23 protein-coding genes and 1 pseudogene are annotated in these 13,225 nt (G+C 45.8%); all 24 read left to right on the forward strand.

All coding sequences use genetic code 11. From position 1 onward, the window contains the following. Positions 1-3: 3 nt before the first annotated feature. A complete protein-coding gene (gene rpsG / locus G8O23_RS06360) occupies positions 4-480 on the forward strand; it encodes a 30S ribosomal protein S7 (RefSeq protein ID WP_166362923.1) in 477 nt (158 codons plus the stop codon). 39 nt (positions 481-519) lie between these two features. Continuing rightward, a complete protein-coding gene (gene fusA, locus G8O23_RS06365) occupies positions 520-2,637 on the forward strand; it encodes an elongation factor G (protein ID WP_166362924.1) in 2,118 nt (705 codons plus the stop codon). Positions 2,638-2,658: 21 nt separating this feature from the next. Beyond that, positions 2,659-2,964: a 30S ribosomal protein S10 gene (gene rpsJ / locus G8O23_RS06370; RefSeq protein ID WP_166362925.1), complete on the forward strand. Its 306-nt coding sequence runs from the start codon at positions 2,659-2,661 to the stop codon at positions 2,962-2,964. 26 nt (positions 2,965-2,990) lie between these two features. Continuing rightward, positions 2,991-3,608: a 50S ribosomal protein L3 gene (rplC, locus tag G8O23_RS06375; protein ID WP_166362926.1), complete on the forward strand. Its 618-nt coding sequence runs from the start codon at positions 2,991-2,993 to the stop codon at positions 3,606-3,608. Beyond that, a complete protein-coding gene (gene rplD, locus G8O23_RS06380; protein ID WP_166362927.1) occupies positions 3,608-4,240 on the forward strand; it encodes a 50S ribosomal protein L4 in 633 nt (210 codons plus the stop codon). Before rplC ends, rplD begins: the two co-directional genes overlap by 1 nt. 11 nt (positions 4,241-4,251) lie before the next feature. Then, positions 4,252-4,542, forward strand: a complete 291-nt coding sequence (gene rplW / locus G8O23_RS06385; protein ID WP_166362929.1) for a 50S ribosomal protein L23 — start codon at positions 4,252-4,254, stop codon at positions 4,540-4,542. Between the two features lie 5 nt (positions 4,543-4,547). Beyond that, positions 4,548-5,372, forward strand: a complete 825-nt coding sequence (gene rplB / locus G8O23_RS06390) for a 50S ribosomal protein L2 (protein WP_166362931.1) — start codon at positions 4,548-4,550, stop codon at positions 5,370-5,372. 18 nt (positions 5,373-5,390) lie between these two features. Beyond that, positions 5,391-5,660, forward strand: coding sequence for a 30S ribosomal protein S19 (rpsS, locus tag G8O23_RS06395; protein WP_166362933.1), 270 nt, complete (start codon positions 5,391-5,393; stop codon positions 5,658-5,660). A 25-nt stretch (positions 5,661-5,685) separates the two neighbouring features. Then, positions 5,686-6,108, forward strand: a complete 423-nt coding sequence (rplV, locus tag G8O23_RS06400; protein WP_166362935.1) for a 50S ribosomal protein L22 — start codon at positions 5,686-5,688, stop codon at positions 6,106-6,108. After that, positions 6,109-6,760 (forward strand): annotated as a pseudogene (gene rpsC / locus G8O23_RS06405) (30S ribosomal protein S3); the annotation flags it as partial. Positions 6,761-6,861: 101 nt separating this feature from the next. Then, positions 6,862-7,290: a 50S ribosomal protein L16 gene (gene rplP, locus G8O23_RS06410; RefSeq protein WP_166362939.1), complete on the forward strand. Its 429-nt coding sequence runs from the start codon at positions 6,862-6,864 to the stop codon at positions 7,288-7,290. A gap of 7 nt (positions 7,291-7,297) precedes the next feature. Beyond that, positions 7,298-7,495 carry a 50S ribosomal protein L29 gene (gene rpmC / locus G8O23_RS06415; protein WP_166362941.1) on the forward strand — a complete coding sequence of 66 codons (198 nt, stop codon included), beginning with the start codon at positions 7,298-7,300 and terminating at the stop codon, positions 7,493-7,495. A 15-nt stretch (positions 7,496-7,510) separates the two neighbouring features. Beyond that, on the forward strand, positions 7,511-7,771 hold the full coding sequence (gene rpsQ, locus G8O23_RS06420) for a 30S ribosomal protein S17 (protein ID WP_166362943.1): 261 nt from the start codon (positions 7,511-7,513) through the stop codon (positions 7,769-7,771). A gap of 2 nt (positions 7,772-7,773) precedes the next feature. Next, on the forward strand, positions 7,774-8,139 hold the full coding sequence (rplN, locus tag G8O23_RS06425) for a 50S ribosomal protein L14 (protein ID WP_166362945.1): 366 nt from the start codon (positions 7,774-7,776) through the stop codon (positions 8,137-8,139). 21 nt (positions 8,140-8,160) lie between these two features. Next, positions 8,161-8,484: a 50S ribosomal protein L24 gene (gene rplX, locus G8O23_RS06430; RefSeq protein ID WP_166362947.1), complete on the forward strand. Its 324-nt coding sequence runs from the start codon at positions 8,161-8,163 to the stop codon at positions 8,482-8,484. Then, on the forward strand, positions 8,484-9,041 hold the full coding sequence (gene rplE, locus G8O23_RS06435; RefSeq protein WP_166362949.1) for a 50S ribosomal protein L5: 558 nt from the start codon (positions 8,484-8,486) through the stop codon (positions 9,039-9,041). Before rplX ends, rplE begins: the two co-directional genes overlap by 1 nt. A gap of 3 nt (positions 9,042-9,044) precedes the next feature. Further along, on the forward strand, positions 9,045-9,314 hold the full coding sequence (gene rpsN / locus G8O23_RS06440; RefSeq protein ID WP_166362951.1) for a 30S ribosomal protein S14: 270 nt from the start codon (positions 9,045-9,047) through the stop codon (positions 9,312-9,314). Positions 9,315-9,335: 21 nt separating this feature from the next. Beyond that, positions 9,336-9,734 (forward strand): 30S ribosomal protein S8, encoded by a 399-nt coding sequence (rpsH, locus tag G8O23_RS06445; RefSeq protein WP_166362953.1) that lies wholly within the window; start codon positions 9,336-9,338, stop codon positions 9,732-9,734. Positions 9,735-9,752: 18 nt separating this feature from the next. Then, positions 9,753-10,307 (forward strand): 50S ribosomal protein L6, encoded by a 555-nt coding sequence (gene rplF, locus G8O23_RS06450; protein WP_166362955.1) that lies wholly within the window; start codon positions 9,753-9,755, stop codon positions 10,305-10,307. Positions 10,308-10,328: 21 nt separating this feature from the next. After that, a complete protein-coding gene (rplR, locus tag G8O23_RS06455) occupies positions 10,329-10,688 on the forward strand; it encodes a 50S ribosomal protein L18 (RefSeq protein ID WP_166362957.1) in 360 nt (119 codons plus the stop codon). 6 nt (positions 10,689-10,694) lie between these two features. Then, positions 10,695-11,216: a 30S ribosomal protein S5 gene (rpsE, locus tag G8O23_RS06460; RefSeq protein ID WP_166362959.1), complete on the forward strand. Its 522-nt coding sequence runs from the start codon at positions 10,695-10,697 to the stop codon at positions 11,214-11,216. A gap of 11 nt (positions 11,217-11,227) precedes the next feature. After that, on the forward strand, positions 11,228-11,404 hold the full coding sequence (rpmD, locus tag G8O23_RS06465; protein WP_166362961.1) for a 50S ribosomal protein L30: 177 nt from the start codon (positions 11,228-11,230) through the stop codon (positions 11,402-11,404). A gap of 31 nt (positions 11,405-11,435) precedes the next feature. Then, positions 11,436-11,882 (forward strand): 50S ribosomal protein L15, encoded by a 447-nt coding sequence (gene rplO / locus G8O23_RS06470; RefSeq protein ID WP_166362963.1) that lies wholly within the window; start codon positions 11,436-11,438, stop codon positions 11,880-11,882. Positions 11,883-11,886: 4 nt separating this feature from the next. Further along, on the forward strand, positions 11,887-13,212 hold the full coding sequence (gene secY / locus G8O23_RS06475; protein ID WP_166362965.1) for a preprotein translocase subunit SecY: 1,326 nt from the start codon (positions 11,887-11,889) through the stop codon (positions 13,210-13,212). Positions 13,213-13,225: the final 13 nt, after the last annotated feature.

A 13,225-nucleotide genomic window follows, 5' to 3' on the forward strand; every position in this document is an offset into this window, starting at 1 on the left:
GAAATGAGAAAATCAAAACCAAAGAAGAGGATACTTTTACCCGATCCTAAGTTTCAAGACGTTGAAGTAACACGTTTTGTAAACAATATGATGTACAGCGGGAAGAAGAGTATCGCGTTCAACATCTTTTACGATGCGCTAGATATCGTTGAGAAGAAGATGAAGGATGCAGAGAAGAGCCCTCTAGAGATATGGAAGAAGGCCCTTGAGAACATCACCCCTCAGGTTGAGGTAAAAAGTCGTCGCGTAGGTGGAGCAACTTTCCAAGTTCCTATGGAGGTTCGCCCCGATCGTAAAGTTTCCATTTCCATGAAGAATATGATTCTTTTCTCGCGTAAGCGTTCTGGAAAGGGAATGAGCGAAAAACTAGCTGCTGAAATCATGGCGGCTTTCAACGAGGAAGGTGCAGCTTACAAGCGTAAGGAGGATATGCACCGCATGGCAGAAGCAAACAAGGCCTTTGCACATTTCAGGTTTTAATTTATAGTATACCTTAATAATATAGAGGCAGAGAATTAGATGAGCAGAGATTTAAATTTTACCCGTAACATTGGGATTATGGCCCATATCGACGCCGGTAAAACAACAACTACCGAGCGTATCTTGTACTATACGGGTAAAACCCATAAGATAGGCGAGACACATGACGGTGCTTCTACCATGGACTGGATGGTTCAGGAGCAAGAGAGGGGGATTACAATCACCTCTGCAGCAACAACAACCTTTTGGAACTACAACGAGAAGCAGTATCAAATCAATATCATTGATACTCCGGGTCACGTTGACTTTACCGTTGAGGTGGAGCGTTCGCTTCGCGTACTCGATGGTGCCGTAGCCGTATTCTGTGCCGTTGGTGGTGTTGAGCCCCAAAGCGAAACAGTGTGGCGTCAGGCCGATAAGTACCGTGTTCCCCGCTTGGCTTTCGTTAACAAAATGGATAGGACTGGTGCCGATTTCCTTTCTGTGGTTACCCAGATTAAGGAGATGCTCGGTGCAAAAGCAATTCCTATGCAGCTACCCATTGGAGCCGAAGAAAACTTCACGGGTGTAGTTGATCTAATTGAAAATAGGGCGATCGTTTGGTATGACGATCCCAAAACGAAATCAACCGAGTACCGCCTTGAGGATGTACCCGCGGATATGGTTGAAGAGGTTAACGAATGGCGTGAAAAGCTCATCGAGGCTGTGGCTGAGTACAACGATGATCTACTCGAACGCTTTTTCGATGATCCCGACTCCATAACCAAGGAGGAAATCCTTGAAACTATCCGCAAAGCCACCATCGATTTGTCGATTGTACCCGTGCTTTGTGGCGCATCATTCAAAAACAAAGGTATTCAGCGCTTGTTGGATGCCGTAGTGGGCTTTATGCCCAGCCCCCTCGATATTGGGGCTGTGCACGGCACACACCCCGATTCAGGCAAGGAGCTAGTACGTAACCCCGACTCGAAAGAGCCTTTCTGCGGATTGGCCTTCAAGATTGCCACCGATCCCTACGTGGGTAGGTTGGCGTTCATCAGGGTTTACTCCGGACAGCTAAACAGCGGAAGCTATATTTTTAACACCCGTAGCGGTAAAAAGGAGCGTATCAGCCGCCTTTACCAAATGCACTCCAACAAGCAAAATCCTATCGATCTTTGTGATGCAGGAGATATCTGCGCAGCAGTTGGGTTTAAAGATCTTAGAACCGGCGACACTGTTTGTGACGAGAAGCACCAGATTGCCCTTGAATCAATGACCTTCCCCGAACCTGTGATTGGGCTAGCAGTTGAACCCAAAACTCAGGCAGACCTTGACAAGCTTGGGGTTGCGCTAGGCAAGCTTGCTGAGGAGGATCCAACGTTCCAGGTTCGTAGTGACGAGGAGAGTGGCCAAACCGTGATTAGCGGTATGGGCGAGCTACACCTTGAAATTATTGTAGATAGATTGAAGAGAGAGTTTAAGGTTGACATCAACCAGGGAGCTCCTCAGGTAGCCTACAGAGAGGCTATCACCCAGCTTGCTGAGCACCGCGAAGTGTTCAAAAAGCAGTCAGGTGGTCGGGGTAAATTCGCCGATATCATCGTTGAGATTGGACCAGCCGACGAAGGCGTTACAGGTCTGCAGTTCAAAGATGAGGTTAAGGGCGGAAATATTCCCAAGGAATACATCCCATCTGTACAGAAGGGCTTCGAGTTAGCTATGAAGAACGGTGTTCTAGCAGGTTTTGCCTTACCTAACCTTAAGGTAACCCTAAAAGATGGATCGTTCCACGCAGTTGACTCCGATTCGCTCTCATTTGAAATTGCGGCACGCCAAGCGTTTCGCCATGCTGCACCCAAAGCCAAGCCCGTATTGCTTGAGCCCATTATGACTGTGGAGGTAGTAACCCCCGAGGAGTATATGGGTGATGTAATTGGCGATTTTAATAAGCGCAGGGGGCAAGTAATAAGCATGGACACAAAAGGCGGAGCCCGTGTAATTAAAGCCAAGGTTCCATTGTCCGAACAATTCGGATATGTTACCGTACTACGGACACTCTCTTCCGGAAGAGCTACCTCATCAATGGAGTTTTCTCACTATGCTGAGGTTCCTGCTAACATTGCGAAGGAAGTGATTGAAAAGTCCAGTGGTAAAATAAGTAAAGAAGTCGATTAATCATTTACCATTTGTTGTAAAATGAGCCAGAAGATCAGAATTAAGCTGAAATCTTATGACCACAATCTAGTGGATAAATCGGCCGAGAAGATCGTTAAAACCGTAAAATCAACCGGTGCCGTAGTGAATGGGCCAATACCCCTTCCTACTCATAAGCGTATCTTCACTGTGAACCGTTCCACGTTTGTGAATAAGAAATCGAGAGAGCAGTTTCAACTCAGCTCTTTCAAGAGACTACTCGACATCTACAGCTCCACGCCAAAAACAATCGATGCCCTAATGAAGCTCGAGTTGCCTAGTGGAGTCGAAGTAGAAATTAAAGTATGAGTGTGATTAATTAACCAGTTATTACAATGTCAGGATTAATTGGAAGAAAAATCGGAATGACTTCCGTATTCAGTGCCGAGGGTAAAAACATACCATGCACTGTTATTGAAGCTGGTCCCTGCGTTGTTACACAGGTGAAAACTGTAGAGCAAGATGGATATTCAGCGCTACAGATCGCCTTTGACGATAAAAAGGAGAAGCATACCAGCAAGCCTATGCTTGGTCACTTCCAGAAGGCTAAAACCGCGCCTAAGCGCAAGGTGGCAGAACTTCAGGAATGGGATAAAGAGTACCAGCTAGGCGATGTGATTACCTCAGAGATTTTCCTTGAGGAGAAATGGGTAGACGTAACAGGTATATCTAAGGGTAAAGGATTCCAAGGCGTTGTTAAGCGCCACGGATTCAGAGGAGTTGGCGACCAGACTCACGGTCAGCACAACCGTTTACGCGCCCCCGGATCGCTTGGTGCCAGTTCTTACCCAAGCCGAGTATTTAAAGGCCTTAGGATGGCTGGAAGAACTGGAGGCGAGACCGTTAAGGTAATAAACCTAGTGGTGCTAAAGGTTATTCCTGAGAACAACCTGCTAATAGTAAAAGGCTCAATCCCCGGCCCCAAAGGTTCATATTTAATCATTGAGAAGTAATGGAAATCAACGTACTTAACACAACAGGACAGGATACCGGACGAAAAGTTGAACTCAATGATCAAATTTTTGGTATCCAGCCTAACGATCACGCCATCTACCTCGATGTAAAGCAGTACTTAGCAAACCAAAGGCAAGGTACGCACAAGTCGAAGGAACGTAATGAGGTGGCTGGTAGCACTAAGAAGATTAAGCGCCAAAAGGGCACAGGAACTGCTAGAGCAGGATCCATTAAGTCGCCCCTTTTCCGTGGAGGAGGTCGTGTATTTGGGCCAACCCCACGCGATTACAGCTTTAAGCTAAACAAGAAGCTTAAGCAGCTAGCACGTAAGAGCGCACTATCTTACAAGATGCAACAGAACTCTATTATGGTGTTGGAAGATTTCAATTTCGAACAACCCAAGACCAAGGAATTTATAAACATCTGCAAGAATCTCAACTTAACCGACAAAAAGTCTGTATTTGTGATGGGCGAATCAAATAATAATATATATTTGTCGTCCAGAAATTTACAGAAACAAAAAGTGGTATCTGCCTCAAGTATAAATACATACGAAATAATGAATGCAGGCACTTTGGTTCTGGTTGAGAGTTCAATTGATGTTTTGAACAAGATGTTTAAAATAGCATAATCCCTGTAGCCATGAATATTATTATAAGGCCTGTGGTAACCGAAAAGATGGAGCGGCTTGGTGAGAAGCTAAATCGCTACGGTTTTATCGTAGAGAAGACCGCCAACCGCTTGGAGGTGAAGAAGGCTGTTGAAGAACTTTATGGAGTAACTGTAAAGGATGTGAATACAATGCGTTACGGCGGCAAGCGCAAGTCGCGCTACACACGTACTGGTGTAATTGCCGGGAAAACCGCTAGCTTCAAGAAAGCTATTGTAACGTTGAATGAAGGTGAACAGATTGACTTTTTTAGCAACATTTAATTAAAATGGCTGTAAGAAAACTAAAACCTGTTACCCCAGGTCAGAGACATAAAATTATAGGTGTATTTGACGACATTACAACCTCTACACCTGAGAAATCCTTGTTGGCCCCCCTTAAAAAGTCAGGCGGACGGAACAACTCCGGCCGTATGACAATGCGTTATATGGGAGGTGGGCACAAGCGTCGTTACAGGATAATTGACTTTGCGCGCGATCGCGACGGTGTGGCTGCTGTTGTGAAGACCATTGAGTACGATCCCAATCGTTCTGCTCGCATTGCATTGGTTGTATATGCCGATGGCGAAAAACGCTACATCATTGCACCCGCTGGCCTCCAGGTAGGCCAGACCATTATGTCGGGTAAAGACGTTGCCCCTGAATTAGGCAACACATTGTACTTGTCGGATATACCCCTTGGTACCCTAGTTCATAACATTGAACTAAAGCCAGGGCAAGGAGGTATTATGGCTCGTAGTGCAGGCTCCTATGCTCAGCTCCTAGCACGCGAAGGTAAGTATGCCGTTCTAAAGCTGCCCAGCAGTGAAATTAGAATGGTGCTAACCTCTTGCAAGGCGACTGTAGGTACGGTATCCAACTCGGATCATGCCCTTACCCGCTCGGGTAAAGCTGGTCGTTCGCGCTGGTTAGGCCGTCGTCCTCGCGTTCGTGGTGTTGTTATGAACCCTGTCGATCACCCAATGGGTGGTGGTGAAGGACGTTCATCAGGAGGACATCCACGCTCACGCAAAGGTATCCCAGCGAAGGGTTATAAAACTCGCTCCAAGAAAAATCAGTCGAGCAAGTTTATCGTTGAACGTAGGAAAAAGTAACTTGAAAAGCGTTAAACTATGAGTCGTTCATTAAAAAAAGGTCCATACATAGAGTACAAGTTGGAAAAGCGTATCACAGATTTGAACGCATCCAGCAAGAAGCAGGTTGTTAAAACCTGGTCTAGAGCATCTATGATATCGCCGGACTTTGTAGGCCACACAGTAGCCGTACACAACGGGAATAAGTTTATCCCTGTATATGTTACCGAGAATATGGTTGGGCACAAGCTAGGTGAGTTTGCCCCCACCCGCACATTCCGTGGCCATGCCGGCAATAAGAAGAAATAGTAATTAGATCTTAAACCAAGAAATAATGGGTGCAAGAAAACGTATAAGAGCAGAAAAAATCAAGGAGGAGAAAAGGAATAAAGCTTACGCCATCCTGCGTAACAACCCTACATCTCCTCGCAAGATGCGCTTAGTTGTTGATTTGGTTAGGGGAAAGCAGGTTAACAATGCTCTCGATATCCTTCGGTTTACCCCCAAGGAGTCTGCACACAAAGTTGAGAAGTTAATCCTCTCGGCTGTGGCTAACTGGCAGGCAAAGAACGAGGGCGTTCGTATCGAAGACGCCAACCTATTCGTTAAGGAAATTTTTGTTGACGAAGGTAAGATGCTGAAGCGAATCAGAACCGCTCCCCAAGGGCGTGCCCACAGAATCAGGAAGCGTTCAAACCATGTTACCGTTGTACTAGACAGCGCAGTTACTAACGATACTCAAAACACACAGAGCTAAATGGGACAGAAAGTTAATCCAATAGGCAACAGGTTAGGAATCATCAAGGGATGGGATTCTAACTGGTACGGCGGAAACCATTATGCTCAAAAGCTAATGGAGGACAGCAAGATACGCGAGTACCTTAATGCTCGTTTAGCCAAGGCAAGTGTATCTAAGATCGTAATTGAGCGTACGCTCAAGCTGATTACCGTTACCGTACATACAGCTCGTCCCGGTATTATTATCGGAAAAGGCGGACAAGAGGTAGACAAGCTTAAGGAAGAGCTTAAGAATATCACCAATAAGGAGATACAGATCAATATCTTTGAGATTAAGCGCCCAGAGCTTGATGCTAACATCGTGGCTGGCAACATTGCCCGCCAGGTTGAAGGACGCATCTCGTATCGCCGAGCTATTAAGATGGCAATTGCGTCTACCATTCGTATGGGAGCAGAGGGCATTAAAGTGCAAATCTCCGGCCGTTTGGGCGGCGCTGAAATGGCACGCTCCGAGACCTATAAGGAGGGCAGAATCCCTCTACACACGTTCCGTGCTGACATTGACTATGCACTAGGCGAGGCATTAACCAAGGTAGGTTTGATTGGCATTAAGGTTTGGATTTGCAATGGTGAGGTTTACGGGAAGCCTGATCTGTCGCCAAACGTAGGGAAAAGCGCACCTAGTGCACCTCCCCGTGGCAACAGACCACCCCATGGTGCCAACACTCGCAAGAAAAAGAAGTAGTTAATAGCATTTAATAGATTGTAGAAAATGTTACAGCCAAAGAAAACTAAATTTAGAAGGCAGCAGAAAGGCCGCATGAAGGGCAATGCTCAGCGCGGAAATCAGCTTGCATTCGGTTCCTTTGGAATCAAGTCACTTGAAACCATGTGGATCACTGGAAGGCAAATTGAAGCTGCCCGTCAGGCCGTGACACGTTACATGAAACGTGAAGGCCAGATTTGGATACGCATTTTCCCCGATAAGCCCATTACCAAAAAACCCGCCGAAGTGCGTATGGGTAAAGGTAAAGGTGCTCCAGAGGGATTTGTAGCTCCTGTAACTCCCGGCCGCATCATCATTGAAGCCGAGGGAGTTCCTTACGAGGTAGCCAAGGAGGCTCTACGCCTTGCAGCGCAGAAACTGCCTGTTACTACCAAGTTTATTGTACGCCGTGATTTTACCGAAACTGAAAACTAGTTGAGAAATGAAAGCAACTGAGATAAGAGAACTTACAGTTAAGGAGATAGAAGAGCGCATTGAGACCTTCGAAGCTCAACTACAGAAGTTGAGAATGAACCATGCGGTTTCACCCCTCGATAATCCTATGAAGATTAACGAGATGCGTAAAACTATCGCTAGAATGAAAACCATTCTCACCGAGCGTACTAGTCAGAAACAGTAAAGCCATCTTTCAACAATGGAAAATAATCGAAACTTAAGAAAAGAAAGGATTGGGCTAGTGGTTAGCAACAAGATGGAGAAATCAATTGTTGTAGCCGTAAAGCGCAAGGTTAAGCACCCAATCTATGGCAAGTTTGTGAATAGAACCACCAAGTTCTATGCCCACGATGAGCAAAACACTTGCAACGTTGGCGATACCGTTCGGATAATGGAGACCCGGCCCTTGAGCAAAACCAAGTGCTGGAGGTTAGTAGAAATCATTGAAAGAGCTAAATAGCCATGATACAGCAAGAAAGTAGACTACTAGTAGCCGATAATAGCGGTGCCAAAGAGGTTCTTTGCATCCGCGTGCTCGGCGGAACCGGCAAGCGCTACGCTCGCATTGGCGACAAGATTGTTGTTACCGTGAAAAGCGCGCTGCCTAGCGGAGAAGTTAAGAAGGGTACCGTAACCAAAGCCGTTATTGTTAGAACCAAGAAGGAGATTAGACGTGCCGACGGAAGTTACATTCGTTTCGACGATAACGCCTGCGTACTCTTGAACAATCAGGGTGAGATTCGCGGAACCCGTATATTTGGCCCCGTGGCAAGAGAACTTCGTGACAAGTACATGAAGATCGTATCCTTGGCACCCGAAGTATTGTAATCTGATTAAATCGTTATCACGATGAATAGGAAATTACACGTAAAGAAAGGGGATATGGTATTCGTTAATGCTGGCGAATACAAAGGCAAGCAAGGTAAGGTGTTAGAGGTGCTCGTAAAGCAAGAGCGTGCCATCGTTGAGGGGGTGAATATCATCTCTCGCCACACCAAACCCAACGCCAAGCATCCTCAGGGAGGAATCATTAAGAAGGAAGCTCCCGTCCACATCTCAAACCTAATGCTGGTTGATCCTGCCTCAGGCAAGCCCACAAGGATAGGACGCCGCGAGAACGAGAGTGGTAAACTAGTTCGTTACTCTAAAAAATCAGGGGAGGAGATTAAGTAATGGAATACGTACCAAACCTCAAGAAAAAATACCACGAGGAGATCATCCCTAACCTAACCAAAGAGTTTGGTTACAAAACCGTAATGCAGGTTCCAAAGCTGCAGAAGATTGTAATCAACCAGGGTGTAGGACAGGCTGTGGCCGACAAAAAGCTTATCGAGCAAGCTCAAGAAGAGCTTACCATAATAGCTGGTCAGAAGGCAATGCAAACCGTTTCGCGCAAGGACATCAGTAACTTTAAACTACGTAAGATGATGCCCATCGGAACCAAGGTTACCCTTCGCCGTGAAAGGATGTATGAATTTCTCGAAAGGCTAATCTCTGTTTCACTGCCTCGTATCCGCGACTTCAAAGGAGTTAACGATAAGTTCGATGGCCGTGGAAACTATAGCCTTGGAATCCAGGAGCATATCATCTTCCCTGAGATCGATATTGACAAGATCAACAAGATCCTCGGGTTAGAGATAACCTTTGTTACTTCATCGAATACCGATGAGGAGGCCTACGCGCTACTTCGTGAGTTCGGTATTCCGTTTAAAAACGCTAAAAAGAACTAGGGTATGGCAAAAGAATCAATGAAAGCCAGAGAGGTAAAGCGTGCTAGAATGGCCGCTAAGTACGCTGAGAAGCGTGCAAAGCTCAAAGCCGATGGCGACTGGGAAGCGCTGCAGAAATTGCCCCGCAATGCAAATCCAATCCGTCAGCGTAACCGCTGCTCGGTTACTGGTCGCCCCCGTGGCTATATGCGTCAATTCGGCATTAGCCGTATTACCTTTAGAGAGTTGGCTTCGAAAGGGCTAATCCCCGGTGTAAAGAAAGCTAGTTGGTAATTACATAAACACAACACAGAAATGGTTACTGATCCCATTGCAGATTATTTGACCCGAATTAGAAATGCCGCCATGGCAAATCATCGGATCGTTGAAATACCTGCCTCTAAGGTTAAGTTGGAGATGACCAAGATCCTTTTCGATAAAGGCTACATCCTTAACTACAAACTGGAGGAGGACGACAAGCAGGGTATTATCAAGATAGCACTTAAGTATCACCCCGAGAGCAAGAAGAATGCCATTAAGCACCTCGAGCGCATTAGCCGTCCAGGCCTTCGTAAATACGTTGGTGTAGAGGAGTTACCCCGAGTACTTAACGGACTGGGTATAGCCATTCTATCAACCTCAAAGGGAGTTATGAGCGATAAAGAAGCCCGTGTCCAGAAGGTTGGAGGCGAAGTGCTTTGCTACGTTTACTAATTAATTAATTCAATTGAAATGTCTAGGATTGGAAAAAAACCTGTAAACTTACCCAAGGGAGTAACGCTAAGCGTTGGCTCCGACAATGTGGTGAGCGTGAAAGGCCCTCTAGGCGAGCTGAGTCAGGCCATTGACCCTGATATCACCGTTAATGTGGAGGGAGACACAGTTACCCTAACTAGGCCAACCGATCAGAAACGCCACCGCTCAATGCACGGCCTGTACCGTTCGTTGATCAACAATATGGTGGTAGGTGTATCGGAAGGTTGGTCCGTACAGCAAGAGCTGGTTGGGGTTGGCTTTAAGGCTGAGGCAAAGGGGCAAGTACTCGAGCTTAGCCTTGGATTCTCACACGATATTCATTTTATGCTCCCCAAGGAGGTTTCTGTTGAGACCAAGTCGGAGCGTAGAAGCAACCCAATTATAACCCTAAAGAGTGCCGACAAGCAACTTTTAGGTGTTGTAGCTGCCAAGATCCGTTCGTTACGTAAGCCCGAACCATACAAAGGCAAAGGTATTCGCTTTGTGGGTGAAGTGGTACGCAAGAAGTCTGGTAAGTCAGCTAGTGTATAACCTGTTAATAGTTAATGTAGTATGGCTCTAAAGAAACAAGAGAGAAGGCTCAAAATAAAGATGAGGATACGTAAGCGTGTCCACGGTACTCCTGAAAAACCCAGGATGTCCGTTTATCGGAGCAATAAGCAGATTAGCGTGCAGGTTATCGACGACGTCAACGGCGTTACCCTAGCCTCTGCTTCCTCACGAGTGAAAGAAATTGCTGAAAAAGCAAACATTACAAAAACCGAACAAGCCCGCCTTGTAGGCAAACTGGCCGCAGAGAAAGCCATCGAAAAGGGTGTTAGCGCTGTTGTGTTCGATCGCAACGGATACCTTTACCATGGCCGCGTTAAAGCGTTGGCCGATGCTGCAAGAGAAGGAGGTCTTAAATTCTAAGAAGCGATGTCAACAAATACAAGTATTCGTAAAGTAAAGACTGCTGACCTTGAGCTAAAAGATAGGTTGGTTTCAATACAGCGCGTAACCAAGGTTACCAAGGGGGGTAGAACCTTCAGCTTCTCTGCCATCGTGGTGGTTGGAGACGAGAATGGTATCGTAGGTTTTGGGCTAGGAAAAGCTGGTGAGGTGACCTCAGCTATCTCCAAAGGGATTGAGGATGCCAAGAAGAACCTAGTTAAAGTTCCTATCTTCAAGGGCACCATTCCTCATGAGCAATCGGCTAAGTATGGTGGCGCTCGCGTATTCATGAAGCCAGCATCACACGGTACAGGAGTTGTAGCAGGTGGTGCGATGAGGGCAGTGCTAGAGAGCGTTGGGGTAACCGACGTACTTGCCAAGTCCAAAGGATCATCAAACCCCCACAACTTGGTGAAAGCTACTGTAGCCGCATTGCTTGAGATGCGTGATGCCTATGCCGTTGCTGCTGTTCGTGGAGTTGATTTGAATAAAGTGTTTAACGGTTAGATTTCGGAGTTATGGCAAAAGTAAAAATCACACAGATTAAGAGCAAGATTGGCTCGTCGAAGCGTCAGAAGGCATGCCTTGAGTCGCTTGGACTACGAAGGATCAACCACAGCGTTGAACGCGAAGGCACCCCTGAAACACTTGGGATGATTGAAAAAGTTAAACACCTTGTTCGAGTAGAACAATAGTGATTTAGAAACCTAATAATGGTTATAAGATATGGAATTGCATAATCTAAAGCCCGCCAAAGGAGCAACCCACAAGGAAAAACGCATTGGGCGTGGAACCGGATCTGGCCACGGCGGCACCTCAACAAGGGGGCACAAGGGCGCCAAGTCGCGCTCGGGTTACTCCAAAAAGATTGGATTTGAAGGTGGACAGATGCCACTACAGCGTCGTTTGCCCAAATTTGGTTTCAAAAATCCGTTCCGCAAAGAGTATAAAGCAATCAATATTGATGTTTTACAAACACTGGCCGACAAGCACAATATTACTTCAATCGATGTTCAAACCCTTATCGAAGCAGGTCTGATTGCCAAAAAAGACCTAGTAAAGATCTTGGGTAACGGAACCCTAACCTCTAAGCTTGAGGTGAAAGCTCACGCTTTCTCTAAGAAAGCCGTTGAGGCAATTGAAGCAGTGCAAGGAACAGCCGTAAAACTATAACTTGATGAAATCTTTTTTTGAAACTTTAAAAAATATCTTTAAGATAGAGGATCTGAGAAATCGAATCCTCTATACTCTTGGGATATTATTAATTTATCGTTTGGGAAGTTATGTTGTGCTTCCAGGAATTGATCCTGCCCAATTAGGCGCATTGCAAAACCAAACTGCCGATGGCATTATGGGGCTGCTCGATATGTTCTCAGGTGGATCATTCAGCAGGGCATCAATATTTGCCTTGGGGATTATGCCATACATCTCGGCATCAATCGTTGTACAGCTGCTGGGTATAGCCATTCCTTACTTTCAGCGTTTGCAGAAAGAAGGGGAGAGTGGTCGTCGTAAAATTAACCAAATTACACGTTACCTAACTGTAATCATTTTGGTTCTTCAAGCGCCTACCTATTTGGCTAACCTACACGCGCAGCTTCCCGCTTCAGCATTTGCACTTAAAGGTGTTTATTTTACCATCTCCTCAACTATTATTCTTATTGCTGGTACTATGTTCGTCATGTGGCTTGGTGAAAAGATTACTGACAAAGGAATAGGGAATGGTATCTCGTTGATAATTATGGTTGGTATTATCGCTAGGCTTCCTTTCGCCTTGGTGGCTGAGTTTTTCCAGCGTTCCGAAGAGATGGCTGGAGGTCTTGTAATGTTCTTGGTGGAAATGATCATCCTGTTTATCGTATTCATGTTCTCTATTTTACTGGTACAAGGAACAAGAAAGATTCCCGTTCAGTACGCCAAGCGTATTGTGGGCAACAAGCAGTATGGTGGAGTAAGGCAGTATATCCCCCTAAAAGTTAACTCGGCTGGGGTAATGCCTATCATTTTTGCACAAGCCCTAATGTTTCTTCCAATGATGTTGGCAAGCTTCGACACTGAAACCACAACTGGTATAGCGGCTGCTTTTTCAGATTTTACCGGGTTTTGGTACAATTTCACGTTTGCCCTGCTAATCATTGCTTTCACTTACTTTTATACTGCTGTTACCATTAATCCGAACCAAATGGCAGAGGATATGAAGAAGAATGGCGGGTTTATACCTGGAGTAAAGCCTGGAAAGAAAACAGTTGAATTCCTCGACTCTATCATGTCGAAAATTACGCTGCCAGGTTCCATATTCCTTGCCCTAATCGCAATTCTTCCTGCCTTTGCAATGATTCTTGGTGTTAACAATCAGATGGCTCAGTTCTTCGGAGGGACATCACTGCTCATCATGGTGGGCGTTGTGCTTGATACCCTTCAGCAAGTTGAAAGCCACTTGCTTATGCGCCATTACGATGGTTTGATGAAAACCGGTAGAATAAAAGGTAAATCAGGGATGTAGAACCTGTTGTAAA

The sequence above is a fragment of the Perlabentimonas gracilis genome (genome assembly GCF_011174675.1).
GTDB classification, from domain to species: Bacteria; Bacteroidota; Bacteroidia; order Bacteroidales; family Tenuifilaceae; genus Perlabentimonas; species Perlabentimonas gracilis.

Bases quoted from the DNA above. Each gene is read 5' to 3' on its own strand.
- rpsN (WP_166362951.1), top strand. From the start codon at position 9,045: ATGGCAAAAGAATCAATGAAAGCCAGAGAGGTAAAGCGTGCTAGAATG.
- secY (WP_166362965.1), top strand. From the start codon at position 11,887: ATGAAATCTTTTTTTGAAACTTTAAAAAATATCTTTAAGATAGAGGAT.
- rpmD (WP_166362961.1), top strand. From the start codon at position 11,228: ATGGCAAAAGTAAAAATCACACAGATTAAGAGCAAGATTGGCTCGTCG.
- rpsQ (WP_166362943.1), top strand. From the start codon at position 7,511: ATGGAAAATAATCGAAACTTAAGAAAAGAAAGGATTGGGCTAGTGGTT.
- rpsJ (WP_166362925.1), top strand. From the start codon at position 2,659: ATGAGCCAGAAGATCAGAATTAAGCTGAAATCTTATGACCACAATCTA.
- rplX (WP_166362947.1), top strand. From the start codon at position 8,161: ATGAATAGGAAATTACACGTAAAGAAAGGGGATATGGTATTCGTTAAT.
- rplV (WP_166362935.1), top strand. From the start codon at position 5,686: ATGGGTGCAAGAAAACGTATAAGAGCAGAAAAAATCAAGGAGGAGAAA.
- fusA (WP_166362924.1), top strand. From the start codon at position 520: ATGAGCAGAGATTTAAATTTTACCCGTAACATTGGGATTATGGCCCAT.
- rplB (WP_166362931.1), top strand. From the start codon at position 4,548: ATGGCTGTAAGAAAACTAAAACCTGTTACCCCAGGTCAGAGACATAAA.
- rpsG (WP_166362923.1), top strand. From the start codon at position 4: ATGAGAAAATCAAAACCAAAGAAGAGGATACTTTTACCCGATCCTAAG.
- rpsS (WP_166362933.1), top strand. From the start codon at position 5,391: ATGAGTCGTTCATTAAAAAAAGGTCCATACATAGAGTACAAGTTGGAA.
- rpsE (WP_166362959.1), top strand. From the start codon at position 10,695: ATGTCAACAAATACAAGTATTCGTAAAGTAAAGACTGCTGACCTTGAG.
- rplD (WP_166362927.1), top strand. From the start codon at position 3,608: ATGGAAATCAACGTACTTAACACAACAGGACAGGATACCGGACGAAAA.
- rplE (WP_166362949.1), top strand. From the start codon at position 8,484: ATGGAATACGTACCAAACCTCAAGAAAAAATACCACGAGGAGATCATC.
- rpmC (WP_166362941.1), top strand. From the start codon at position 7,298: ATGAAAGCAACTGAGATAAGAGAACTTACAGTTAAGGAGATAGAAGAG.
- rpsH (WP_166362953.1), top strand. From the start codon at position 9,336: ATGGTTACTGATCCCATTGCAGATTATTTGACCCGAATTAGAAATGCC.
- rplW (WP_166362929.1), top strand. From the start codon at position 4,252: ATGAATATTATTATAAGGCCTGTGGTAACCGAAAAGATGGAGCGGCTT.
- rplN (WP_166362945.1), top strand. From the start codon at position 7,774: ATGATACAGCAAGAAAGTAGACTACTAGTAGCCGATAATAGCGGTGCC.
- rplP (WP_166362939.1), top strand. From the start codon at position 6,862: ATGTTACAGCCAAAGAAAACTAAATTTAGAAGGCAGCAGAAAGGCCGC.
- rplO (WP_166362963.1), top strand. From the start codon at position 11,436: ATGGAATTGCATAATCTAAAGCCCGCCAAAGGAGCAACCCACAAGGAA.
- rplF (WP_166362955.1), top strand. From the start codon at position 9,753: ATGTCTAGGATTGGAAAAAAACCTGTAAACTTACCCAAGGGAGTAACG.
- rplR (WP_166362957.1), top strand. From the start codon at position 10,329: ATGGCTCTAAAGAAACAAGAGAGAAGGCTCAAAATAAAGATGAGGATA.
- rplC (WP_166362926.1), top strand. From the start codon at position 2,991: ATGTCAGGATTAATTGGAAGAAAAATCGGAATGACTTCCGTATTCAGT.